Origin of the sequence: Bradyrhizobium sp. Rc3b (assembly GCF_900114915.1) — a bacterium.
GTDB lineage: Bacteria > Pseudomonadota > Alphaproteobacteria > Rhizobiales > Xanthobacteraceae > Bradyrhizobium.
In genome coordinates, this window is the sequence record NZ_FOUS01000009.1 from 75,932 (window position 1) to 99,349 (window position 23,418).

The window sequence follows — 23,418 nt, forward strand, 5'->3', positions numbered from 1 at the left end:
CCGCGGGCTCTCGCGGTTTGCGACAGGTACGGTTAGATGCTTGCCAAGGACATTATCCGCATCATTCTCTACGGGGTCGGGCTCAGCTCGCTCGGAGCGGTGATCTACTTCGCCGGTCCCTTCATCGCATTCGGTGACTGGCGGCCGCTCGAGAACCATATTGTCCGGCAGATCGCTATTCTGCTGCTGACCACGGCCGTGGCGGCTGCTGTCGGTCTCAATCTGTTCAAGCGGCGCAAGAATGCCAAGGAGATTGCCGACGGTATCGCAGGTGCGGATCAGCCGGTCAGCGACGAGCCGGTGCTCAAGGAGCGCATGAAGGATGCGCTCGCGACGCTGAAGACCGCCAGTGGCAACAAGTCGGGCTATCTCTACGATATACCCTGGTACGTCATCATCGGCCCGCCCGGCGCCGGCAAGACCACGGCGCTGGTCAATTCTGGCCTCAAATTTCCACTCGCGCGCGGCGCGACGCCGGCGGCGATCGCCGGGGTGGGTGGTACCCGCTATTGCGATTGGTGGTTTACCGACGAAGCGGTACTGATCGATACGGCCGGCCGCTACACCACCCAGGACTCCAACAGCAAGGCCGACAAGGACAGTTGGCTGGCGTTCCTTGATATTCTGAAGAAGAGCCGGTCGCGCCAGCCGATCAACGGCGTTCTCGTCGCCATCAGTATCGAAGACATCCTGACGCTACCGAAGCAGGAGCTCGCACTCCACGCTGACGCCATCCGGATGCGCCTGCTCGAGCTGCACCAAAGGCTGAAGGTCAGCTTCCCGGTCTACGCGCTCTTTACCAAGGCCGATCTCGTTGCCGGGTTCACCGAATATTTCGCATATCTCGGCGAGACTGGTCGCCGTCAAGTCTGGGGTGCCACGTTCCAGACCGCAGACAAGAACCAAAATCTGGTGGGGCAGGTCCCGGTCGAGTTCGATCGTCTGCTGGAGCGCCTGAGCGAGGAAACGCTCGATCGTCTGCAGGACGAGCCGACGCCGCAGCATCGTGTGCAATTGTTCGGTTTCCCGGCGCAGATGGCGCGGCTCAAACCCCAGATTCACGACTTCCTCAACCAGATCTTCGAGCCGACGCGCTATCATGTCAATGCGAACCTGCGCGGGTTCTACTTCACGTCGGGCACACAGCAAGGCACGCCGATCGATCAATTGATCGGATCGTTGGCGCGTACGTTCGGCGCGGAGGAGGTTGGTTCCGGGTCCTATTCGGGCACAGGCAAGAGCTACTTCCTGGCAGATCTGATTTCCAAGGTCATCATCGGTGAGGCCGATTGGGTCTCGACCGACCGTGCCGCGGTACGCCGTGCACTGATCCTGAAGACCGCGGCGCTGTCGTTGATCGGACTGGTCTCGATAGGGCTGATCGCAGCCTGGCTGACGAGCTACAAGCGCAATTCCGATTTGATCGCGCAGAGCCTGCAGGCGGACGGGGAATATGCGACAGCCGGAGCGCCACTTATCAAGGAGACGCTGATCGCCGATCGCGATCTCGACAAGGTGCTGCCGCTGCTCTACCGGCTGCGCAATGCACCGGCGGGCTATGCATCGCGCAACGAGTCGGTGCCTCTGTCGGCCCGCTATGGCCTCAGTCAGCGCGCCCGGCTGCAATCGCCTGCGAATGCAGCCTATCATACGGCGCTCGAGCGCATGTTCCGGCCGCGCCTTCTGTATCGCCTGGAAGAGCAGCTCAACGCGCGCATCAACGAGCCGGCCTTCGTTTACGAGGCGCTGAAGGTCTACCTGATGCTTGGTGGTCTGCAGGCGCCGGATCGTCAGCTGATCCGCTCCTGGATGCATCGTGACTGGGCGGACAACCTCTATCCCGGCGCGACCAACGCGGAAGGGCGACGTCTGCTCGACGACAATCTCGCTGCGATGTTCGACCTCGAGACCGAGCAGCCGCCGCTGGTCGAACTTGACGGCCGACTGATCAAACAGGCCCAGAGCTCCCTTGCGCGCCTCAGTGTGTCGCAACGCGCCTACGAGTTCTTGAAGTCGGAGGCGCGTGCGTCGACGGCCGGCGATTGGATCGCCAGCCGACGCGGTGGTCCGGACATGGCCGTCGTGTTCGAATCCACGACGGGGCAACCGCTCGAGGCCCTGCGTGTGCCCGAGTTCTTCACCTATAACGGCTTCCATCAGAAATTCGTGGCGCGGCTGCCCGGACTGTCGGAGCGGATGAAGCGGGAACGCTGGGTTTTGGGCGAGGCCGGTCAGCAGTCGGCCGTCGACCAGCAATACGATAATTTGGCGGGCGATCTGCTCAGCATCTATTCCAACGATTTCGTGACGACCTGGCGAACGGCGCTCGGAAGCTTGCGTCTGAAGAAGCTGCTCGCTGACAAACCCAAATACGAGGTGCTGCGGGCGCTTTCTGCGCCGACCTCACCGATGCGTCAGATCCTGGAATCGGTTCGCGACGAAACAACGCTGACAAAGGAACGCCCGAAGACGGCGGGGAATTCCGTGGCACCTGCGGCGGCCGCCGTTCCGCCGGCCCCCGCACTCTTCACCAACGCCCAGGACGGTCCCCTTGGCGCGACAATCGAGGCCCAGTTCAGACCTTACCACGCCGTGCTCGAAGGCGAGAGTACCCGCCGCCCGATCGACTCGACCATTGCGAACCTGAACGACATCGCGCAGAGCCTCACGCTGATCATCGAGAATCCGCAACTGACCGCGCAGGCGGCTGCCGCGCTTCAGACCCAGGTCGCAGCCCTTCGCAACAATGCCTCGCGGATGCCTCCGCCGTTCTCCGACATGCTGCGAGCGGCGGCTGCTGAGTTCGAAGGGAGCATCGCAGCCTCAACCGCGGGACAGATTCTGCAGACGCTGCGCGATCAGGTCACGCCTGCCTGCCAACAAGCAGTGACCAACCGCTATCCGTTCGTCCGGGGCAGCACCCAGGAAGTTCCGCTCGCGGACTTTGCCAAGGTATTCAGCCCGAACGGGATCATGGATAGGTTCTTCGCCCAATATCTCGCCCCTTACGCCGACACGTCCCGGCCGGAGTGGGTCTGGCGGAAGGAAAGTCCTGTCGGACGGTCGTTTTCTCCGGATACGCTCAAGCAATTCCAGAACGCTGCCCATATCCGGGATGCCTTCTTCCAGACGGGCGGGGCCGTGCCGGCGGTATCGTTCGCAATCCGGCCGCCCGGTTCAGCCGGACCGGGTGTGACCGTTAAGACCGAGATCGGCGGTACCACGATTACGAGCCCGACCAGTCCCGGACCAGCGACGACATCGTTTTTCGGCGGTCCGCAGCCTGCGCCTGCGCCTCAACCGCAGAACAACGCGCCGACGACGGTCTTATGGCCCGGGCCGTCGCCGCGAACGGCGATTTCCGTGAGCAACGACACGGGTCCGCCTTCCGTTCTCGAGCGAACCGGTCAATGGTCGTTGTTCCGGATGCTGGAAGCAGGTTCATTGGTGGCGAAGGCGGAAACTGCCAGCGCGACTTTCATCGTCGCCGGACGCGAGCTCCACTATCAGATCTCAACCGGATCGTTGCGCAATCCTCTGAACATGTCAGTGCTCCGCGAGTTTCGCTGCCCGACGGGAATATGACCATGCGTTGCGGTTTATTCGGCAAGATCGGCGCAAAACGCGACTTTATCGCAATCGCGACCCCGCGCAGCTTCCTTGAAGCCTGGGAGCCCTGGCTGCAGGCTGCGCTGTCCGCAAGTCGCCACCGACTGGGCGCAGATTGGCGGCAGGCTTTCGTGACCGCACCGGTTTGGCGATTTTGGCTCGGCGCCACGATCTGCGGCAGCTCGGTCACAGGGGCGATCATGCCATCGCTCGACGGGGTCGGGCGGTACTATCCATTGACGCTGCATGCAGCCGCGCGCGAAGGCGAGGTGTTGCCTTCACCGAACATCGATCCGCAGGATGAATGGTTCGGGCAAGCGGAGGCGTTTCTGCTTTCGACCTTGGATCAGGCCGCAACCTTTGAGCAGATATCCGATGCACTGGATCGTCTTGAGGCGCCGCGATTGCAAGAGGCTGCGGCCTGCGACCCATCGATCACGTTGCTTGGTACCGGCGCAGTAGCAAGTGGTCCGGCGGCCGATGCATTCCCGGGAATGTTTGCAGCGCTTTGCGCCGCCGCCCCGGAAGTCTACGCCGCGGCCAGCTTCTGGTGGACGGCCGGAGGCGAGGGGTTTCCGTCAATGGCGCTAAGCTACCGCGGATTGCCGGATCCGTTTCACTTCGCGATGCTGTTGACCGGCGATCTTGCCTCGGCGGGACGGGATGACGCGCGATGACACACGTCCCAACCTCATTCGATGTCGGCAGCGTCACTCACGCCGGACGGGTGCGAGAGCGTAACGAAGATTCATTCCTGGTACGTACGGACGTCGGCCTCTGGGCTGTGGCCGACGGGATGGGTGGTCACGAGGCCGGCGATCTCGCCAGCCGCGTTGTGGTTCAGTCGCTTGACGCGATCGGATCGCTGGAGTCCGCTGCCGATCTGCTGGCGGAATGCGAGGTGCGGCTGTTCAGCGCAAACCAGCAGATCCTGGCGCTCAGCCAGGAGCGACAGGGGGCCACCGTCGGGACCACGGCGGCGGTTCTGCTCGTTCGCGACGGCTATTATGCCTGTGTATGGGCGGGCGACAGCCGGGTCTATCTGATCAGTCGCGGGATCATCAACCAGGTGTCGCACGATCATAGCGAACTTGAGGAACTCATCGCCGAGGGCGCGCTGTCGCGCGAAGACGTGAAGGATTGGCCGAACAACGCCATTACGCGCGCGGTCGGCGTCGCCGACGATCCGGAGTTCGAGGTGGTGACCGGCCCGGCCGCGCCGGAAGACATCTTCGTGATCTGCAGCGACGGCTTGACGAAGCACGTGCAGGACGAGGAGATCCTGCAGCATGCGGCGACGCGGCGCGCACAGGCTGCTTGCGATGACATGCTCGCGCTGGCTCTTGATCGCGGCGGCCTCGACAACGTGACGATCGTCATCGTGCGCCTGCTGGCGCCACAATCACGCGAGCCAACAAGATCGCCGCTCGATTGGAAGCCACAATCATGACCCCAAACGATCCGTTCCGATCGTCCTACAGAGGCGTGCCGACCGGCACCCGCCTCAACGGCATCTACGAGATCGAAGCGGTGATCGGCGCCGGCGGCATGGGTGAAGTCTATAAATGCCGCGAGATCCAGACCGGATCGCCTGTCGCGGTCAAAATGCTGCTGCCCGATATGGTCGAGAACGAAGCCGCTCTTGCGCTGTTCCGTCGAGAAGCCGCAGCGCTTCACAATCTGCCGCACGATGCGATTGTTCGCTATTTCCTGTTCACGGTGGAGCCCGTATTACAGCGGCCGTATCTCGCGATGGAGTTCGTGAACGGCCGCTCGCTCTCGAACATGCTCGATGACGGCCCCTTGACCCTCGAGGCGCTGATCAAGTTGATGCAGCGCGTCGCATCGGGGCTGCATGCCGCCCATGAGCACGGCATCATCCATCGCGACGTTTCGCCGGACAATATCATCGTGCCCCTCGACGACGTCAGGCGGGCCAAGCTCATCGACTTCGGCATTGCCCGATCGACCCAGCTGGGGGACAAGACCATCATTGGCTCGGGCTTTGCCGGAAAGGACAATTACGCATCGCCGGAACAGGTCGGACTCTACGGCAACGAGGTCACGGCCAAATCCGATGTCTACAGCCTGGGGCTCGTCCTGTTTCACGCGCTGACCGGGCAAAAGCTCGACATGGGCGGCAGCCAGTTTCAACTGGTGGAGAAGCGCCGGCGCGTACCCGATCTCGGAGCCGTGGACATGCGCATCCGGCCTTTGCTGGAGCGGATGCTGCAGCCTGATCCGGCATTGCGTCCGAGCATGGCGGAAGTCGCGAACTGGACGCCGGGTGGTTCGGCGGAGACATCAGCTACGCCATTGTACGGATTCGATCCGCTGCGGCGACCGGAAGGTGAGGCGCCGACGCCACCGGACCGGCTGCCGGTACCGGCGCGCGGGTGGGGTCATCTCTGGTACGGGGCGGGCGTGGCATTGATGCTACTTCTCGTCGGCGGAGGAGGATATGCCTTTTACAAGCTGATCTGGTCGGGGCCGGGCACCACGGTGTTGCCGCCACCTCCGAAACTTGCTGGGACCCCGGCGCCGCCGAAGGCCGAGCCAGCTGTCCCGCAGGTGGGACGCCAGGAGCCGGTCAAGCTGCCGGTGGCGCCTGCGGTTACGACGCCATCTCCAACACCGGATGGGGTCGGGCGAGCCGATCGCATCCGCAAATATGTGGCGCAATATTCCGGCGGCGACTGCTTCTTCATCCTGCCGGTGGCCGTCAGCCAGAACGCCGCCGTCATCGAAGGCTTCGGGGCCTCGACCGTCCCATTCGACACTTTTGACAAGGCGTTCCGGCGCGAGCAGGGCTTCGAAGCTTCCGTTGGCGTCAGGCAGGTGACTCCCGCGCAGTGTCCAGCCGTCAAGTTCTTGAGAGAGGTCGGGAACGAACAGGCGCGAGCGCCGCGCATCAATCTATCGGCGACAGAGCTGAAGGCCGACGAAACCCTTAGCGGCACAATTGAGAACTTCGCCAACCGCGTAGTGGAACTGCTGATGGTGTCGGATCGTGGCGAGGTCCAGAGTCTGACTTATCTTCTGAAGCCGGGCATCGACTCGCTTTCGTTTGCCCTCCCGCCAGCACGCGGCAGCGGTCCGCAACTGCTGTTGGTGGTGGCGACCCCGCAGGTCCTGGATTCCCTGCGCCAGCCGAAGCCGACCCCTGCCGACACGTTTTTCCTTCAGGCGCTCAGCGAGTCTCAGCGGAACAAAGTCGCCATCGTCGCAGCCGCACGTTACGTGCTGCTCACGAACTGATCGGCATGCTCAAAACGTTCCGATGACCAGGATCTTCAGATCTGCATCAGGCGTGAAATCGTTGGCGGTATATTCAAGCGTGTTGCCGGTGGAGGAGGTTTTGAGCCGCCCTGGACAGAAACTCACCAGGCGATCGCTGCCGCCCGGTTCGATCGTCAGCTTGAACGACCGGATCGGACCTGCCCAATTTGATCCGGTTTTCAGGACGTATGATATGCGCCGCTCCTGCAGCTTGCTGGTGTTGGCCTGATTGCTGCCTGCGCGCTTGTCGAGTTCTGCGAGGAACGCGTCCTGAATGCAGTACTCTTTCCGGTAACGCTGGACTTCCTGACTGAGGGCGCCGCTGCGACGCAAGCCGGAGCGCAAGATCGTGTCCGGACTAGTGCCGACACTCGGCCGATATTGGTGTTCAACGGTCACCTTTTTCGCGGCCGGAAATACCTGCTGACGGACTGCCGAGGTCTTCAGGACCCAGCCGGGCGCATATTGCTGGCGGCCGTTGTCGCTCCTTCCAGCAGGCAGCAGAAGTCCGTCGTCTACGAGCTGGGTTCGGATCGCATCGGGCAGGTCGGCTGCCCGGATCTCGCGGCTGCCGATCGGCAGCAGCGGCACTTTCAGTTCGCGCAGCAAGGCACTGACATCCTTGTTGCCAACCATGGCTCGCTGATCAATGGTTAGCGGCGTCGGGTGGCCGTCGACCTTGGTCGTGAAGTCGACAAAGTTGACCGGATCATCTGACGGCAGAGCAATGTTCTCGGCCTCCGAGAGGTCGATGTCGGGCAGCGGAAAGGCGACAGTCATGGTGACCGGCTTGGCCGTGACATTGGTGAACTGGTAGCGGACCGTGACGCTGTCCAACGCGATACGAAGGTTCTCGCTCTCCATGGCAACGTCATTGGTGCGTACGAATTGGAGCCCGCCGATGGATAGTTCCGCGGCTGAATCGTTGGCGCGGGCCGGCCACACCGTCGCAACCAAAAATGCCAACATCAAAGCCGGTGTTCGGAAGGTCAGTGGGGCAGAAAAGCCGTTCACCATGCTTGTCTCCATGTGGCGGCGCAGCATATGGTCGTAGCGCAGGTGCGCCTCATTCGATCGGCTGATAAAGATCGCCCCACTCGGATTTCCAGACCCCTTCCGGGTCGCAGACCACGATCGCAAGCTTCAAATCGTTCGCCAGTCGGATCGCCCCACGAAAGGCATCCTGTGCCGGCAATTGTGCGCTGGTCTGGTCGGCGGTCAGTCGCCCTCCGCTCACTGCCGCCGGCAGCACGATTGCTCCAGAAGCGCCGTCATTGTCGCGCTTCAGGACGAGTGTGATCGCGTCGGGCTGGACTTCATTCACTTGCTCAAATCTGTTCCGGGCCATAGTTTGCACCGCGAGTTGGAGAAGGTTCGGACGATCACCGTCCAGTGATGGAATTGAACGAGATTGAGAGTGCTCACCACTAATTGAAGCGCCGCGTTACCGGCATCTGGGATTAGTCGATCTGACGCGGCGATTGGTTCGGGATACATTGAGAACATGCTTCGTCCAAAGCGTTTTATCTGGGCCGTCATCGTTGGCGCTGGCATCTGCGGAACCCAGGCGCACGCCGACGATGCCGTCGTACGCAGCTTTGGCGACGGTTCGGCTGCTTCTATGGTTGGCATTGTCCCGGCCAGCGAGGACGTAGAACTCGCGGGTCCGCAAGCGATCAGCGCCGACGGGCAGGGAAATCTGTTTGTGCTTGATCAGGTTAACGGCCGCATTCTTCAGTTCGATCCCAAGCAGCCGAATTCTGATCCAGACATCCTCAAGATGCCCAAGGACGTCCAGCCGACAGATCTTGTCGTCCGCAACGATGACATTATGGTTTGGGACGGCGGCGTGCGGACGCTGAAGGCGGCGGCGGGACAATCCACGCGCGGACTCGGCGACGTGATCCAGCTCGAGGAAGTCTCGACTCGTGGTGTGGACGATCGGCTTGCCGTCTCCGCTTTCTCCCAGATGGGGTCGCAGGCGCCCGGCAGCGCAGCCGACTTGCTCGACCAGAATACCCGCGCAGCCATCATCAAGACGACGCGGCAGCCCGACCGGCAATACGTGGCTTCACGAGGCAAGGGCTCCGTGATCGCGGATCTCATTCCGGACAAGGGCAATGCGAGCGTGCGGGTCGAGATCCAGACTATGGTTTCCAACGAGACGATCGGTCAGCTCGCCCTCCGGGTTCGCAACCAACTTGGCGCGGTGGAATTTCTCGAGATCGACAACAGCGACCGCTTTTATGTGCTGGCTGAAGACGTTCCGCCGTCGGGCAAGAACCCCTCCACGTTCGTGGCGCGCTACGCCGCGAACGGCCGTCTGGAGGGAATTTATGAGCTTCCCCTCGAAAATGCGCCGTTGACCAGACGGTTCGTGACGGTCTCGGGGGACGGCGACGTCTATTTTCTACGGACCAAGCCCGATGGCATCGACGTGGTCGGCGTCGGTTTCAGGCCTCTCAATAACGTGTCGATCATCGACGTGCGGCCGTCGCGAACGGCAAATGCGCCTGCATCGCAACCCAGTTTCAAATTCGACGCCTCGGCCGCGGTGAGGCCGTCCAACCGACAACAGGCGATCGAGACCGCGTTTGCGTTCGAGGGCATCCAGTGGAAGCTGACGCAGGCGAACTACGGCAGCGATCCCGACAGCCAGTGCAGCGGCTTCAGCCGTATCCGGCGACCCTGGTATTTGCAGGGCAAGGTGAACCAAGAGGTGCGCGGCGTACCCTATTGCTGGGGCTGCCACGGTTCGCTCGCGAACTTCCGGCAGCGGATCGAGAGCGGAATGCTGGCTGGCAATGTGTGCACTCGCAACGCGCCGCGACCGGATGTGGCTGGCGTCGACTGTTCGGCATTCGTCAGCGCCACGTGGGGGCTCTCCGTCCACTACACAACTGCCGCAATTCCCGCGATTGCAGCCCCGGTGGCAAATCCGTGGGACCTGAAGCCTGGCGATGCGCTGAACAAGCCGGGCTCGCACGTGATGTTGTTCCTGCGATTCACGCCCGATCGCAAGGCCGAGGTGATGGAATCCTCGACTGGCGGCTGCAACGGCCGCGTCTGCCGTAACGTCTATCCGCTGGCGAGCCTGCTCTCGCGCGGCTACGTTCCGGTCCGCTTCAAGGCCTTCGCGGATGACCAGGCAACGGTTTCTGCAAACGCCTACCACGAAACCGAACCACCGGCGGGGCGCAAGACGGCAAGCAAAAGGCGCTGAACCGGCCGTGTCGTTCGCGCTACAAAATGATTAAGCGGGATGTCGAGGTGGATTACGATGCGAATGCCCAAGCGACTTGGTTGGAAGATCAGGCGGCTATGCGCAACGATCGGTCTGGCCGGGTCGATCGGACTGACGGCCCCGCAGGTGCATGCTGCCGGCGGCTTGGCGATCAGCAACCCGGAGGGAGCTGCGGTACGCGCGCTCGTCATCGGGATTGATGACTATCAGCACGTACGCAAGCTGAAGGGCGCGGTCGCCGACGCCACCGACATTGTCGGCAGCTTGAAGTCGATGGGGGTCGGAGACATCGTCGAACTTGCGAACGCGCAGGCCGACAGGGCGAGCGTTTTGCGCGAAATCAGCGCGCTGGTGGAGCGGACCGGAAACAACGACCTCATCTTTCTGTCGATCGCCGGTCACGGCACCCAAGAGCCGGAGCGCGTCAAAGGCTCGGAGCCGGACGGGATGGAAAACGTGTTCCTGCTGCCAGGTTTCGCAACCACGCCGACCGGCTCAGTCGAGCGCATTCTGGGGAGCGAGTTCAACCACTTCATCCGGCAGTTCGAGCTGCGCGGAGCGAAGGTGATCTTCGTGGCTGACACCTGCCATGGCGGCGGCATGGTGCGCGATATCGATCCGCGTGCCGCGGAAATGAGCTTCAGGCAAGTGCCGCGCTATACATTGCTGGTCGACGAACTGAAACCGGTCTCTGACAGCAACGATCCGAAGTCCGAACTCGACCTCGACCGCACGGCATTCCTTGCCGCGGTGGACCGTTACACGAAGGCGCCGGAAGTCCGCATTCCCGGGGTCGATGGCCTCCGCGGGGCTCTCAGCTATGCAGTCGCGCGTGCCGTGGAAGGGAGTGCGGACATCAATCACGATGGGAAGGTGACGCTGAAGGAGCTCTTCAGCAATGTTCGGCAGGTGGTCTACCAGCTATCGGACCAGCGTCAGAACATCGTGACGATATCATCGCCGGCCCAGGCACCGGACACCGAGGTTGCCTTCGGCTTGACGCGCGGCGTCGTCTTGATTCAGGGGCCGGCCGCAAGAGCAGCCTCTGGCTCTGCCGGGACCGGCGCGCCAGCCGAGGCACAGGCGCCGCCGCCGCCGGCTATCACGGCCAAGGCATCCACTGCTCCGAGCCTCGCCGCGGCCCCGACCAAGGACCTTCCGATCGGTCAAACGCCGCCGCTTCGCCTCGCTTCGCCCATCCGGCTCGCGGCGCTCGACGGCAAGACGAGCTACTTTGCGAGCGTGACGACCAAGGATATTCCCGTGCAGGCCGTCCAGCCGACGGACAACCCGGATCTCATCTGGGATCCCATGTCGCACGATGTGATCGCATGGGGCGACGTGGTTGCGTACGGGATGGACATTGCCAGCCTATCAACGGTCGTTGACCGGACGGCGGCGATACGTGAACTCAAGCGCATCGCGGTTCGGTCGCCTCAGATGATGCGCATATGGCCGGACGACCGCCAGCAGCGTGCCGGCCAGACCGTCCAGGTTGACCTGTCTGATGTGGCATCGCGGGCCGTGTTGTTGTTCAATGTGTCCGGTGATGGCACCATCCAGATGTTGTATCCGGTGGGCTCCGATCCTGCATTGGTCCGATCGGCGAACTTGCGGCTGCCGCTGAAGGTCGGTGAACCCTTCGGTGCGGAACAGATTATTGCAGTGACCTCGCAGCAACGCATGGGCGAACTGGAGACAGCCTTGATACAGCTCAACCGGCGTCGCGCCTCGGGGCAGATGATCAAGAGCCTCGAACGCTACTTGCCCGTGGACGCCCGGATCGCCTCGATCGGCTTCTTCAGTGCTCCCTAGGGGAGAGCAGAAGCTGCCCAGTTTGCGAGCGATCCGCCGGCAGGGACCGCGGCTCCCGGTACTTCTGCTCCCGCTACTGGTTGGTGGCGGACCTGTCTGCGCGGCACCGCTGCCTTGGGCGTCGCTGCCTACTGGCATGCACGCACGGCTTTGGTCGGTTCAGGCGGCGCGTGGCCAATCCAACAGTGCAGGGGTGTCGCTCCAGATCCTGCCGGGCCAGACCGTCACTCTCGGCAGCAAGGTGTCGTTCGGCGTCACCGCCAGGAAGGCTGGATATCTCATTCTAGTCGACATCGATGCGGAAGGACGGATGTCCCAGATCTTTCCGACACCCGAACTGTTGGCGCAGTCGGACGGCCGCGAAATCAATCTCGTCAAGCCTGGCGTCGAATTTGTCGTTCCGAGCCCGGCCGCACGGCAGAGAGGTTTTGAGTTTGTCGTCGCACCGCCGGCTGGATCTGCAGTGATGATCGCCATCTTGAGCGAGCGACGCGTCCATTTGCTTGATTTGCCGGACTTGCCGCGCAAGCTACAAGATCAAGCCGCAGCGTTGAGCTATCTATCGGCCTGGACCAGTGAGTTGCGCGTGCCGGACAACGCCAGCGGAAGGCTGTTGCCGAACAATTGGTCGTTCGACGTCAGACCCTATTCCATCAAGTGAGCTCGCGCGGATACGCCGCGAGGTCAAAGCTTGCTGAGGCGGCTGAAGAAGCCGCCACGGGCGATCATGTAATGAATGTCGTTGGGGAAGGGAAATGCGCTGCGAACATTGGAAATCGCGCGTTGGAGAAACTCACCAGTCGATGATGCGGACTTCTGCTGCGACCGTGGTTGGTCAGCGACCTGAGGTATCATGAACCGATCAACAAAAGCTTCGTCCAGATCGTTGACTCTGACCATCTGACCGAATGCCGGGAACAGATCGTAGTGACCTACGGTCACGCGGAGGTTCTTGAGGGCAGGGCGCTGAGGCTGCGCTCGATTGCCGTCGGAGGTCGCCAGCCCGCGGCCTATCAGATCCAACTTCACGGACTGCGGCAGCGTTGAGGGACCATAAACGATCTCTAGCGCAGTGCCGCTCTGCCCAGACAGCCACTGGTACCAGAAGGTCGCATCGTCGGGTCGCGCCTTGGCCCCGTAAAGGCAGTCAAATCCCCAACAAGCACTCAGCTTGGCCTGATACTTTCCGAGAGTTCCGACCAGATTGCGCATGCCGTTGCCGCCGCCGGAGTGGCAGGCGATGATGATTTTGCCAATCTGAAGTTGAGGAATGGACGTCGAAGAGCCTCCCAGGAACTTGGCCAGAGCTCCGAGGATTTCCTCGAGGTACCGTTCCCCCCAGTTCGACGTGGCCAGATCCTTGACGCTGTAATTTCCAGCAAAGGCGTCGCCAACGGCATATTCATATCCCAGGAACGGCGCGATGAGCACGACGTCCTTGCCGGAATCCCGAACCTGTTCACGAAGGCGCGCTGGATCGTTGTGAAACAGGAATTCATGATCTTTGACGTAGAAGCCATGCAGCCAGATCACGATATCCAGTTTGGTGGTAGTCGTTAAGTGCTTTGGCGGAAGATATACCGCCGTCGGCTTCATGCCGGGCGCCAGCCGCTTCGTAAAGAGAGTCACTCCTGGAAAGGACTTGGCGTCTTTCTGTTCGAACTCGCACGCCACCACGAAGGTCGCTCCGCATCGACCGGGTCGGGCGTGGACTTGGGCCGACCCGATGTTACATGTGATTGTCCGCCAGATCCTCGATAGGCTTCCTATGACGGCTGGCGAATTCGCACCTTGCTAATTGCAGACTTCGACATTCCCGGTGTTGCCGCCGGGACCTCCCCCGCCCCGGTAGTCGAGGTGGCAGCCGCGACGGACCTGGCGGCACAAATATGCGTCGCAAACGACCTGGCCGCTGCCGCCGCTGGACTTCGCGGTTGCCTGTCGCCGCGGAACGTCCGCCACGGGCTCGGATATTTCGCGACGCGAACGGTCCGCACGTGACGCACCTTCGTTCGCGTTGCGCTTGGCAACGGGCTTCTTCCCGCGCCGCTTCTCGCATTCGTTGTCATCGTTGAGGAACGAGCCCTCGGCGCAAGTGATCCTGACGCACTGGTCGCCACTAGCCTTGTAGCCATGATCACAGATCACGGGACAGACCCGGGCCGGCTTGAGCTTGATCGCGTCAAGCGCATCGAGACTTGCGAGCTTGGTATCGAGTTTTGTTCCCGCGTACCGGTTGAACAGACTCAGCGAACGCTGTGACGCCGTATTCCAGCGGCCATCGACGGCACCGGTGAAGCAGCCGACGCGGTTTAATTCGCCTTGGACCGACTTGGCGATATCGGCTTTTGCGATATCGGTCTGGCGCGGCTCGGCGGTCAACGCCGCGAGCCTGGGCGGGCTGTTGGCGTCGGCGGACATCGCTGCTGTGGAACCATCCGCAGCCGTGCTCCCAACTGCCGGCTTATTCTCGGAAAGCGCAGCAACGATTGTGGATTCTGATGCAGTTCGTTTCCGTTCCGCTTCAGTAGCTTGCTCAAGCGCAGTTTGCTTCGCTTTCTCGGCGGCTACACGGGCCTCTTCGGCAGCCTTCAGATCGGCAGCGGCTTTCTCCCGCTCGACACGCTGAGCCCCCTGGGACATCAGGCGAGCCTGTTCCTGCTCGGCCTGCTGCGCCTTCGCTGTTGCCGCGACGCGCGCCTCTTCGGCCTCGAATTGATTCAGCTGCAGCTTGGCGAGGTTTGCATAATATCCGTCCGGATGCTGGCTCAGGAATGCGTTGAGAGCAGGCTTGTTGCGCAGCTGCAACGCCAATTCGTAGTCACGGCGGATTTCGGACTGGGGATTGGCAGCTTGTGCCGGCTCTTCTGCCTTGGCGACCGGAACAAGCGCAACGTCTTCGCCGCCCAGCGAGCCGTAAACGTAGGGCTCCTGCCGGTTGCCCGTGGCTTGCAAGACGTCATCGCGCACGAATCCGAAGGCCCGGCGCAAGTCGAGCCCAGGCTTTGCGATGTATTTCACGAGAGCTGTCGCGTACGGACTGTTCTTGCTGTTGCCGTCCAATGCAGTCAGTCCGGCTTTCGCGGCAAACGCGATCAGCGTGTTTGAGACGGTGGGCTCGACCCTGGCGAGCCCGCGGCTGATGGATCGCGAGGCAACGGTCCGTTTCATCGAATCCGCGAACGGATTGTTCCGGCACGCATCGACGATCACGACGCGCAGCTGCTTTGCGGGCTCGATCGCCAGCAAGACGCGGTCGAGCGAAAATGCCTCGTCGTAAATGTCGGTGTCCCGCTCGAGCCTGGCGTCTGTCGGGATCAGATAGTTCGTTCCGTCAATCTCGATCCCGTGGCCCGCATAGTATACGACGGCAATGTCGGCGTCGCGGGTCTGATCGGCGAACTCTCTCAGAGCCCGCCGCATATCTGCCGCGGCGAGGTTGAGCCGGGAGTCGACCACGTCGAAACCTGCGCTCTTCAAGGTCGCGGTGATGGACGCGGCGTCGTTGGCCGGGTTCGGGAGCAGGGGAGCATTCTGATAGCTGGAATTGCCGACCACCAGGGCGACCCGCTTGATGGCCCAAGCCGGCTGACAGGTCAGGAACAGCGCAGCAGCAAGGAGAAGACAAACTTGGAGGTGCCTGTACGTTCTCATGGCGAAACACCCGCATCTGCCCGAAGGATAGTAGTCACGTCGCTAAAACGGCCGCATAGAACGCGATATTGCTCATCAAGCAATTCTTACGTTATTGGCGGCCACCCATCTGCGTACACTAACAGTTCGGAGGCTGATCCATTCCTTATATTGTCGTTGCCCAAAGCGAACGCGTTCAAGTTCGCACCCAAAGTTTCGGACGACCACGGGCCCAGCCAATAGGGCAATCCGCGGCCGCGTGAGTTTCAAGCTACTGATTTAATTATCTATTTTTTCGCCTCACGATCGTCCCGTCGAAACGGAGGGGGTGGGACCGTTTGAAGCAACATTTCGGGAGCGCGGCGTGAAGGGCGGGAACCGACCTCCGGCCCGGAATGGAGCAACCGAATAGGGCTTTCGGACGATCGGAGCGATTAAGCCAATGTGTCCAGAAGATCAAGGACCTCAGACAGAGGAATCACCGCAGCTTGATCTTGAGGTCGTTCTCCAGCATCAGTTTCAGGAGAATAGCACCAAGGAGATCGTAGTAATCCTTCTTCTTTCGAACCGACCATTCTTTGGCGTCACCGTTCCAATAGCGCGAATCCGCGTCGGAGAGGCGACCGCGTAGCAGAAGGAAGAGGCTTTTCTTGTCGACAGTATTCAGCCGAGAGCCCTGCAGGCGGCCCAGTCGAAGTCCGAAATTATGGAGCTTGCGGAATGTTTCGCGCTTTTCGGGAAAGACGTTGTCGAGCGGAGGGTAGGCGAGCGGGGGATAGAAGTCGCTGACCGTCGCGGACGACCAACCGTCGGCTTGCATGACAAAGGATGAGCAAAATGCACCGAAGAAGTGTCGCCTCGATTTGTATTGCAAGGCATCGTTGTAAGGTGCACCCAGCGCAACGAATGGACCGACGAGAGTGGCGAGCGTACCGACCGCGATCATTCCACCTTCGGCAAGCGCACCAAGTGGAATTTCCGACATGCTGATGCCCATGTCTGCAATGCCATAGACATCCAGCGCCTTGGATATCACATCGTATGCGTTCTGATCGCTGTATCCGGGAGCGCTAACTACACCCACGCCCTTTGTGCCGGTGATGGCGATCGCGTCTTGATAGTACATCGGGTCCGGAAGAAAGATGTATCCCGGGTCGGCGTCGTCCGTAAAAGCCCAGTTCCGACCTCCGTCGAGACTATGGCGGCAACCGACATATTCGCGCAGGTACCAATTGACCTGGTCGGTGTAGAAGCGGTCGAGCGGGCTGAGGCGAAAATTGATCCAGATGATGTCGTGCTCGGAGTACTGATGATGGTTTCGGGCCGCCAGGGTGAACCAGGTCTCTCCAGTCCTGACTTTGTACTTGGTGGTGTTGGCAGGCTGAGTCCAGGGCTGCAGCGGCTTCAGGGGGCGCCTTTCGTTGCGCAACGGCTGCACGGCCATCCTATATCTCCAGATTTGAACCCATCGAGACGTCCGGTCGCCAACCAACTTCAAGCAGGGGCTTGCAGCCTTGCTCTTGGTGCGGTTCTACTTGGACGACGTTCAATAGCCGTCTGTTGATACGGAGGTCGTCATTCGATCGAATGATATCTGGACGCCTTGCCCGGTTCGGAAGGCGCAGTGCAAATTGCCGCGTTTGGCGGAATGAATTCGAAAATCGACTTGGAGACCCTCATGCCCATTCCAGTGAAAATTTACATCACGCCATTTGCCGAAAAGGGTGTTCTGGAGCCCGTGAAATGGGATTGTGATGCCGCCAAAAAGGCTCTGGATGTGGTGAACAAGATCTGGTCGAAGGCCAAGATCACTTTCGTGATCAATGATTGCCTGACAGACAGGCCGCTTGACATGGCAAAGAACGCCCGCGGCAACGACAAGCAGGTGCTTGATGTTCTCAGCCTCCGCCATGCGGCCGATAATGCGATCCACGTTTATCTGGTCAATCCGATTCCAAACCTTTCAGCAGGCGGCGGCTCATACCTTCATGGCGATCCGGAGCCGGCCAGCTTCGTGCAGTGGTATGGCAACGACTTTGCCAGTGGACGCGCCTGGGCCCATGAACTTGGCCATCTGATGAGTGTCGACCACGTCGAGATAGACTATACCAACGAGAGACAGGCGGCGGCGCTGAGCAGCAACCTCATGACGAAGGGCCTGAACGTGGGCAGCGAGTTGACCAAGCAGCAAATTGAAACAGCCAGGGGCTCTAAGCTCGTCAAGCGGTTTGGCGGCTGACGTCGCCCGGATATAGTTGATTCTTTTCCAGCGGTGAGCGCGCCGAAGGGACGGGTGTTCACTGCGGTGCTCAACATTTGCTTGGTACGGCAGCAACATATGGAGCCGAGATCGAGAAAGTGGAGCGCGCCGCATATGTCCGGCGCCACCACGGATCCCTCGGTACTTTTGGTATCTAGGCAATCGTTTTCAAATACAGGCTCGGATCGAAGTATTTGCTCGCCGGCGTGAAGTCCTTGATGCCCGCATTAGCCATGAAAAAGTCTGTCGACTGCTGCAGCCAGTTGGTGACGGTCCCGTCCGAGTACATCCGCTTCCAATCCTTGGATGTGAACATTTTCTGAGCTTTGAAGGACTCGTTGATGTCGGACAGTGGCGTCTGGCTGTAATGCCCCTTTTGCAGCTTCTCCATCGCCTCGTTGCTGTTCGCGACGATATAGTCGTTGGCATCAGCCCAGCCGCGAATCAGCTTGGCCAGGGTTTCCTGGTTGGGTTCATAATAGTCGTTCGCCGCAGCCCAGCCGCCAATTATGGCCGCCTTTGGATAATAGGCTGACGCATCGGCCAGCATGGTCGCGCCCGGCACCTTGTCGCGGACGGTGACGTTGAACGGCACCCAGAGCGCCACGGCCGGCACGGCGCCGGAGATGAAGGCGGTCACAGCCGCTGGCATGGTCTGGTTGACGAGCTCGACCTCCTTGGGATCGACCTTGTTGGCCCGCAGCGCGGTGTCGAGGAACACGTGCGCCGTCGTGCCGGTCGCGGTCGCGATGCGCTTGCCCTTCAGTTCCGCGAACGACTTGATGCCCTGATCGCCGCGGACCCACAGCTGCGCGGTTGCGACCTCGATGTCGTTGATCAGAAACACCTTGCCTTGGCCGCGGGCCGGGAAGTTCGAGAGGACGGCGCCGGTCGCCAGCACGTCGAGGCTGCCGCCGATCAAAGCCTGGAAGATTTCGAGGCCGGTGTTGAACTGCCGCAGTTCCAGATCGAGGCCTTGCTTCTCGAAGGACCCACGGTCCATACCGGTCCAGATCTGGCCGTCGACGGCGACGGTGTGGAGATAGCCGACCCGGACCTTCGTCTTCGCTTGCGCGATCGCCGGTGCCGAGGCCGTGAAGGTGCCGAGCGCAAGGCCCGCCGTCGTGGTCAGAAATTGCCGCCGATCCATGATGTGTCCTCCGTTTTGCTTGTTATTCCGAGAATGAGACCGGACGCATCTGCGCTTGCTGGGCGCGATATTCGTCCATCACCAGTTGCCTGATATGGCTTCGCAGTTCCGCGAATTCTGGCCGCTCCTGGATCGACTCGTCGCGCGGGTAAGCGAAGGGAACGTCGATGATCTCCTTGATCCGCGCCGGCCGCGCCGTCACCACCACGATGCGGGATGCGAGGTAGATCGCCTCCTCGACAGAATGGGTGATGAGCATGACGGTCTTGCCTTCGGTCTCCAGCACCTTGAGCAGAAGGTTCTGCATGTTGGAGCGGCTCTGGGCGTCGAGCGCCCCGAACGGCTCGTCCATCAGGAGAAACTGGGGCTTCACCGCATAGGCACGCGCGATCGCGAGGCGTTGTCGCATGCCGCCGGACAGATGCTTCGGATAGGAATTGGCGAAGTCGGACAGGCCCATCAGGCCGAGATAGTGATCGCAGATCGCGTCGCGCTCGGCGGTCGGGACGTGATTGGCGTTGAGCGTCAGGCCGAAGGCGATGTTCTGCTTCACCGTCAGCCAGGGGAAGACGCCATACTCCTGGAAGATGACGCCGCGCTCGGGGCCGGGGCCGGCGACGGGACGGCCGTCGAACAGGACCTTGCCGGTCGTCGGCTTCTGGAAGCCGGCGAGCATGCTCATCATCGTGGTCTTGCCGCAGCCGGACGGCCCGATCACCGCGATGAAGTCGCCGTCGTTGATGTCGTAGCTGACGTCCTCGACGACGTTGAGACGACCCTTCGGCGTCTCGAAGGACAGCGACACCTTGTCGAACTGCGCGCGCTTTTTCATGCGATGGCCCGATCCTGCCAGACCAGCAGCCGCGCGGTGATCTTGCGCAGGATCAAATCCATGATCAGCGCGATCAGGCCGATGCAGATGATGCCGACATAGATGACGTCGAGCAGGAAGTAGGTCGAGGCATTCTGGATCATGGCGCCGAGCCCGCGCTGCGCCGCGATCAGCTCGGATGCGACCAGCGTCGCCCAAGCGACGCCCAGCGCCACGCGCAGCGCCGTGAGAATGTGCGGGACGGTGAGGGGAATGATGACCTTGCGAAAGATCTCGGCCTGGTTGGCGCCGAGCGTCTGCGCCACGCGGATGTAGAGCGGCGTGATCTGGGAGACGCCCTCATACATCACGATCACGCCGGAGAAGAACGATGCGTAGAACAGGATGACGAGCTTTGCGAGCTCATCGACGCCGAAATAGACGATCACCAGCGGGATCAGTGCGATCGGCGGCAGCGCGCGAAAGAAGTTGATCATGGGGTCGGCGAAGGTGCGGGCGGGGCGATACCACCCGAGCAGAAATCCAACCGGCACGGCCACCAGGATGCCGAGCGCGACGCCGAGAAAGACGCGCCGGGTCGAGGCGAAGATGTCGATCAGCAGGCCTTCCTTGGTGAGAAGCTCGAAGAATTTGGCGGCGACCTGGTGCGGCGCGGGGATCAGAGAGACGTTGACGAAGCCGCTCCAGCGCACGGCGTACCAGAGCAGGATTGCACCGATCCACGGTATCAATCCGAGACCGAAGCGTCTCAGGCCAGCTCCGTTCATTCGACGCGTCCACCCAGATTGCGGTTGATGTTTTCAAAGGTCATATTATAAATAGGATGACCATACAAGTGGCGCCTTTGGTAGGCGTCGCAGGCTTTCCCGCATGACACCGCAGTCTTTCACCATCCGAAGCGTTCAGGCCTTTGGCTATCGCTACCCGCTGACCGCGCTCGTCATCACATCCTTTGGGCGGATGAAGGATCGGCCGGCCGTCTTCGTCCGCGTCGAGGACGGCGATGGCAATATCGGCTGGGGTGAAGTGTGGTGCAATTTTCCAGCACCGGGAGCCGAACATCGTGTTCGGCTCGTCAACGAGGTGCTTGCGCCAGCTCTGGTCGGATTCACCGCCTCCGAGCCGTCCGCCGCGTTCGAGCATCTGACGAAGGGAACCTGGGTGCTTGCGCTGCAATCCGGCGAGACCGGCCCGTTTGCGCAGGCGATCGCCGGCATCGATCTCGCCGTCTGGGATCTCCACGCGCGCCGTCAGAGGGTTGCGCTGTGGAAGCTGCTCGGCGGGGCGGAGCGCACGATCAAGGTCTACGCCAGCGGCATCAACCCGGTCGGCTCCGAGCGGACGGCGGAAGCTGCGCTCGGCCGCGGTTACCGCGCGTTGAAGCTGAAGATCGGCTTCGATCCGGTAACCGACCGCGCCAATCTCGCCGCGCTGCGCCGTCTTGTGGGCGAAGGTCTGCTGGCCGCCGACGTCAATCAGGGCTGGACCATTGCGCAGGCATTGGAGCTCGCGCCGCAACTGGAGCACGTCGGTCTCGCCTGGCTCGAGGAGCCGATCCGCGCCGATCGTCCCCGGCGGGAATGGGCGCAATTGCGCGAGGCCATCCGCTTTCCGCTCGCGGCCGGCGAGAACATCGCGAGCCATGCCGGCTTTGCCGAGCTGCTGCGTGAGCCGGTGCTCGGTGTCGTCCAGCCGGACATCGCCAAATGGGGCGGGCTGTCGGCTTGCGCTAGCATCGCGCGCGAAATCCTTGCGTCGGGAAAGATGTTCTGCCCGCACTATCTCGGCGCCGGCATCGGCCTTCTGGCATCAGCGCATCTTCTCGCCGGCGTCGGCGGCGACGGGTTGCTCGAAGTCGACTGCAATGAAAACCCGCTGCGCGACCGCTTCTGCGGTCCGGTGCTCGACGTCCACGACGGCATGATCACGCTCGGCGACGAGGCAGGTCTCGGCATCACGCCCGATCTTGCCGCCATCGAACAATACCGGACGATCTGATGCCAGCACGCGGCTACGACTACATCATCGTCGGCGCGGGCTCGGCCGGCTGCGTCGTTGCCAACCGGCTGTCGGCCGATCCGTCGTGCCGCGTGCTGTTGCTGGAGGCCGGCGGATCGGATCGGAATTTCTGGCTGAAGCTTCCGGTCGGCTACTACCGGACCATCTACAACGAGCGATTCTCGCGCCTGTTCAGGACCGAGCCCTCGGAGGGAAGCGGCGGTCGTGCCATCGGTTGGCCGCGGGGCCGCGTGCTCGGCGGCTCGTCCTCGATCAACGGTCTGATCTTCATCCGGGGCCAGCACGAGGATTTTGACGATTGGCAACGCCTCGGCGCCGATGGCTGGAGCTATCGCGAACTCCTGCCGTACTTCCGCCGCTACGAGCGCTATCGCGGCGGCGAGAGCCAGTTTCATGGCGGGCTCGGGGAGTTCGAAGTCTCGGACCTTCGCAACGACAATCCGGCATCGAAGGCCTGGGTCGAGGCGGGTGTAGAGTTCGGCCTACCGCGCAATCCCGACTTCAACGGCGCCACGACGCTGGGCGTCGGCACCTACCAGCTCGGCATCGGGCGGCACTGGCGGACCAGTTCGGCCTCTGCGTTTCTGCGTCCCGTCGCCGGCCGTCCCAATCTCACCATCATCACCCATGCGCAGGTCAGCAGGGTCGTTTTCAACGGTCGCGTCGCCACCGGCGTCGAGTGGATCAGCAAGGGGCAGGTTCACAGCGCGACGGTTGATCGTGAGATCATCCTGTCCGGCGGCGCGCTGCAGTCGCCGCAGATCCTCCAGCTCTCCGGCGTCGGTCCGGCCGATTTGCTGCGCGAGCTCGGCGTTCCCGTCGTTGCCGATTCTCCGGACGTCGGCGCCAATCTCCAGGACCACTATCAGGCCCGGCTGATCGTCCGCCTCAAGGAGCGAATCTCGCTCAACGATCAGGTCCGCAATCCCATCGAGCTTGCCAGGATGGGCTTGCAGTGGATGCTGGCGGGCAGCGGTCCGTTGACGGTCGGCGCGGGGCAGGTGGGCGGCGCAGCCTGCACGGAATACGCAGTCGGCGGAAGGCCGGACGTGCAGTTCAACGTGATGCCGCTCTCGGTCGACAAGCCCGGCGAGCCGTTGCACAGCTATTCCGGCTTCACCGCCTCGGTCTGGCAATGCCACGGAAAGTCGCGCGGACGGCTTGCGATCCGCTCGACCGATCCGTTCGAGCAGGCGCGTATCGTACCAAACTATTTTGCCGAGGAGATCGACCGCAAGACCATTGTTGCAGGTCTGAAGATTCTGCGCGAGATCTATCAGCAGAAGGCCTTTCGCCCGCTCTGGGATATCGAGATGGTGCCGGGTGAGGCAGCAAGGGATGATGCCGGACTGTGGAATTTTGCGCGCAACACTGGTGGCACGGTGTTTCACTGTGTCGGGACCTGTCGCATGGGGCGGGATGCGCAGGCCGTGCTCGATCCGCAGCTGCGCGTGCGCGGCGTCGAACGGCTGCGTGTGATCGACGCGTCGGTGATGCCGCAGATCACCTCGGCGAACACGAATGCGACCAGCCTGATGATTGGCGAACGCGGTGCCGCACTGGTCATGGCTTGATCG

18 protein-coding genes are annotated in these 23,418 nt (G+C 61.8%); 10 read left to right on the top strand and 8 right to left on the bottom strand.

The window, feature by feature from the left end; translation table 11 throughout:
• Positions 1-36: 36 nt before the first annotated feature.
• The 4 genes from tssM to BM190_RS21720 are packed head-to-tail and all read left to right on the top strand — an operon-like array spanning position 37 to position 6,867.
• Positions 37-3,585, top strand: coding sequence for a type VI secretion system membrane subunit TssM (gene tssM, locus BM190_RS21705; RefSeq protein ID WP_092258857.1), 3,549 nt, complete (start codon positions 37-39; stop codon positions 3,583-3,585).
• A complete protein-coding gene (tagF, locus tag BM190_RS21710) occupies positions 3,582-4,286 on the top strand; it encodes a type VI secretion system-associated protein TagF (protein ID WP_092258861.1) in 705 nt (234 codons plus the stop codon). The genes tssM and tagF overlap by 4 nt, the downstream gene beginning before the upstream one ends.
• Positions 4,283-5,059, top strand: coding sequence for a PP2C family protein-serine/threonine phosphatase (locus tag BM190_RS21715; RefSeq protein ID WP_092258864.1), 777 nt, complete (start codon positions 4,283-4,285; stop codon positions 5,057-5,059). Before tagF ends, BM190_RS21715 begins: the two co-directional genes overlap by 4 nt.
• On the top strand, positions 5,056-6,867 hold the full coding sequence (locus BM190_RS21720) for a serine/threonine-protein kinase (RefSeq protein ID WP_092258867.1): 1,812 nt from the start codon (positions 5,056-5,058) through the stop codon (positions 6,865-6,867). The genes BM190_RS21715 and BM190_RS21720 overlap by 4 nt, the downstream gene beginning before the upstream one ends.
• Positions 6,868-6,876: 9 nt before the next feature.
• On the opposite strand, the gene BM190_RS21725 is transcribed toward BM190_RS21720, so the two are convergent.
• The gene (locus BM190_RS21725; protein ID WP_244550698.1) at positions 6,877-7,905 is read right to left on the bottom strand and encodes a DUF4424 domain-containing protein; all 1,029 of its coding nucleotides are present in this window, start codon (positions 7,903-7,905) and stop codon (positions 6,877-6,879) included.
• Between the two features lie 49 nt (positions 7,906-7,954).
• Positions 7,955-8,212, bottom strand: a complete 258-nt coding sequence (locus BM190_RS21730) for a hypothetical protein (RefSeq protein WP_244550699.1) — start codon at positions 8,210-8,212, stop codon at positions 7,955-7,957.
• A gap of 180 nt (positions 8,213-8,392) precedes the next feature.
• Between BM190_RS21730 and BM190_RS21735 the strand changes: the two genes are divergently transcribed.
• The 3 genes from BM190_RS21735 (at position 8,393) to BM190_RS21745 (ending at position 12,608) form a co-directional block, all read left to right on the top strand.
• Entirely contained in the window at positions 8,393-10,111 is a 1,719-nt protein-coding gene (locus BM190_RS21735; protein ID WP_092258876.1) for a hypothetical protein, read from the top strand.
• Between the two features lie 57 nt (positions 10,112-10,168).
• Complete coding sequence (locus BM190_RS21740) at positions 10,169-11,947, top strand: caspase family protein (protein ID WP_244550700.1); 1,779 nt, start codon at positions 10,169-10,171, stop codon at positions 11,945-11,947.
• Positions 11,948-12,083: 136 nt separating this feature from the next.
• Positions 12,084-12,608 (top strand): DUF4384 domain-containing protein, encoded by a 525-nt coding sequence (locus tag BM190_RS21745; RefSeq protein WP_244550711.1) that lies wholly within the window; start codon positions 12,084-12,086, stop codon positions 12,606-12,608.
• A gap of 23 nt (positions 12,609-12,631) precedes the next feature.
• Here BM190_RS21745 and BM190_RS21750 read toward each other — a convergent pair whose 3' ends face one another.
• The 3 genes from BM190_RS21750 to BM190_RS21760 form a co-directional block, all read right to left on the bottom strand.
• A complete protein-coding gene (locus BM190_RS21750; protein WP_092258882.1) occupies positions 12,632-13,624 on the bottom strand; it encodes a hypothetical protein in 993 nt (330 codons plus the stop codon).
• Positions 13,625-13,741: 117 nt separating this feature from the next.
• Entirely contained in the window at positions 13,742-15,601 is a 1,860-nt protein-coding gene (locus BM190_RS21755) for a caspase family protein (RefSeq protein WP_092258885.1), read from the bottom strand.
• A gap of 457 nt (positions 15,602-16,058) precedes the next feature.
• Positions 16,059-17,024, bottom strand: coding sequence for a hypothetical protein (locus tag BM190_RS21760; protein ID WP_092258888.1), 966 nt, complete (start codon positions 17,022-17,024; stop codon positions 16,059-16,061).
• A gap of 234 nt (positions 17,025-17,258) precedes the next feature.
• Here BM190_RS21760 and BM190_RS21765 point away from each other — a divergent pair, with 234 nt between their 5' ends.
• A complete protein-coding gene (locus tag BM190_RS21765) occupies positions 17,259-17,819 on the top strand; it encodes a zinc metalloprotease (protein WP_092259311.1) in 561 nt (186 codons plus the stop codon).
• A 175-nt stretch (positions 17,820-17,994) separates the two neighbouring features.
• Here BM190_RS21765 and BM190_RS21770 read toward each other — a convergent pair whose 3' ends face one another.
• Genes BM190_RS21770 through BM190_RS21780 form a run of 3 tightly spaced genes read right to left on the bottom strand, consistent with a single transcriptional unit; the run spans position 17,995 to position 20,589 of the window.
• Entirely contained in the window at positions 17,995-18,990 is a 996-nt protein-coding gene (locus BM190_RS21770; RefSeq protein WP_092258891.1) for an ABC transporter substrate-binding protein, read from the bottom strand.
• A gap of 22 nt (positions 18,991-19,012) precedes the next feature.
• Positions 19,013-19,822, bottom strand: a complete 810-nt coding sequence (locus tag BM190_RS21775) for an ABC transporter ATP-binding protein (RefSeq protein ID WP_092258894.1) — start codon at positions 19,820-19,822, stop codon at positions 19,013-19,015.
• A complete protein-coding gene (locus tag BM190_RS21780; protein ID WP_092258897.1) occupies positions 19,819-20,589 on the bottom strand; it encodes an ABC transporter permease in 771 nt (256 codons plus the stop codon). The genes BM190_RS21775 and BM190_RS21780 overlap by 4 nt, the downstream gene beginning before the upstream one ends.
• A 103-nt stretch (positions 20,590-20,692) precedes the next feature.
• Here BM190_RS21780 and BM190_RS21785 point away from each other — a divergent pair, with 103 nt between their 5' ends.
• Both BM190_RS21785 and BM190_RS21790 read left to right on the top strand, forming a co-directional pair.
• The gene (locus BM190_RS21785; protein ID WP_092258900.1) at positions 20,693-21,820 is read left to right on the top strand and encodes a mandelate racemase/muconate lactonizing enzyme family protein; all 1,128 of its coding nucleotides are present in this window, start codon (positions 20,693-20,695) and stop codon (positions 21,818-21,820) included.
• Complete coding sequence (locus BM190_RS21790; RefSeq protein WP_092258903.1) at positions 21,820-23,415, top strand: GMC family oxidoreductase; 1,596 nt, start codon at positions 21,820-21,822, stop codon at positions 23,413-23,415. The genes BM190_RS21785 and BM190_RS21790 overlap by 1 nt, the downstream gene beginning before the upstream one ends.
• The last annotated feature ends 3 nt before the right edge of the window (positions 23,416-23,418 follow it).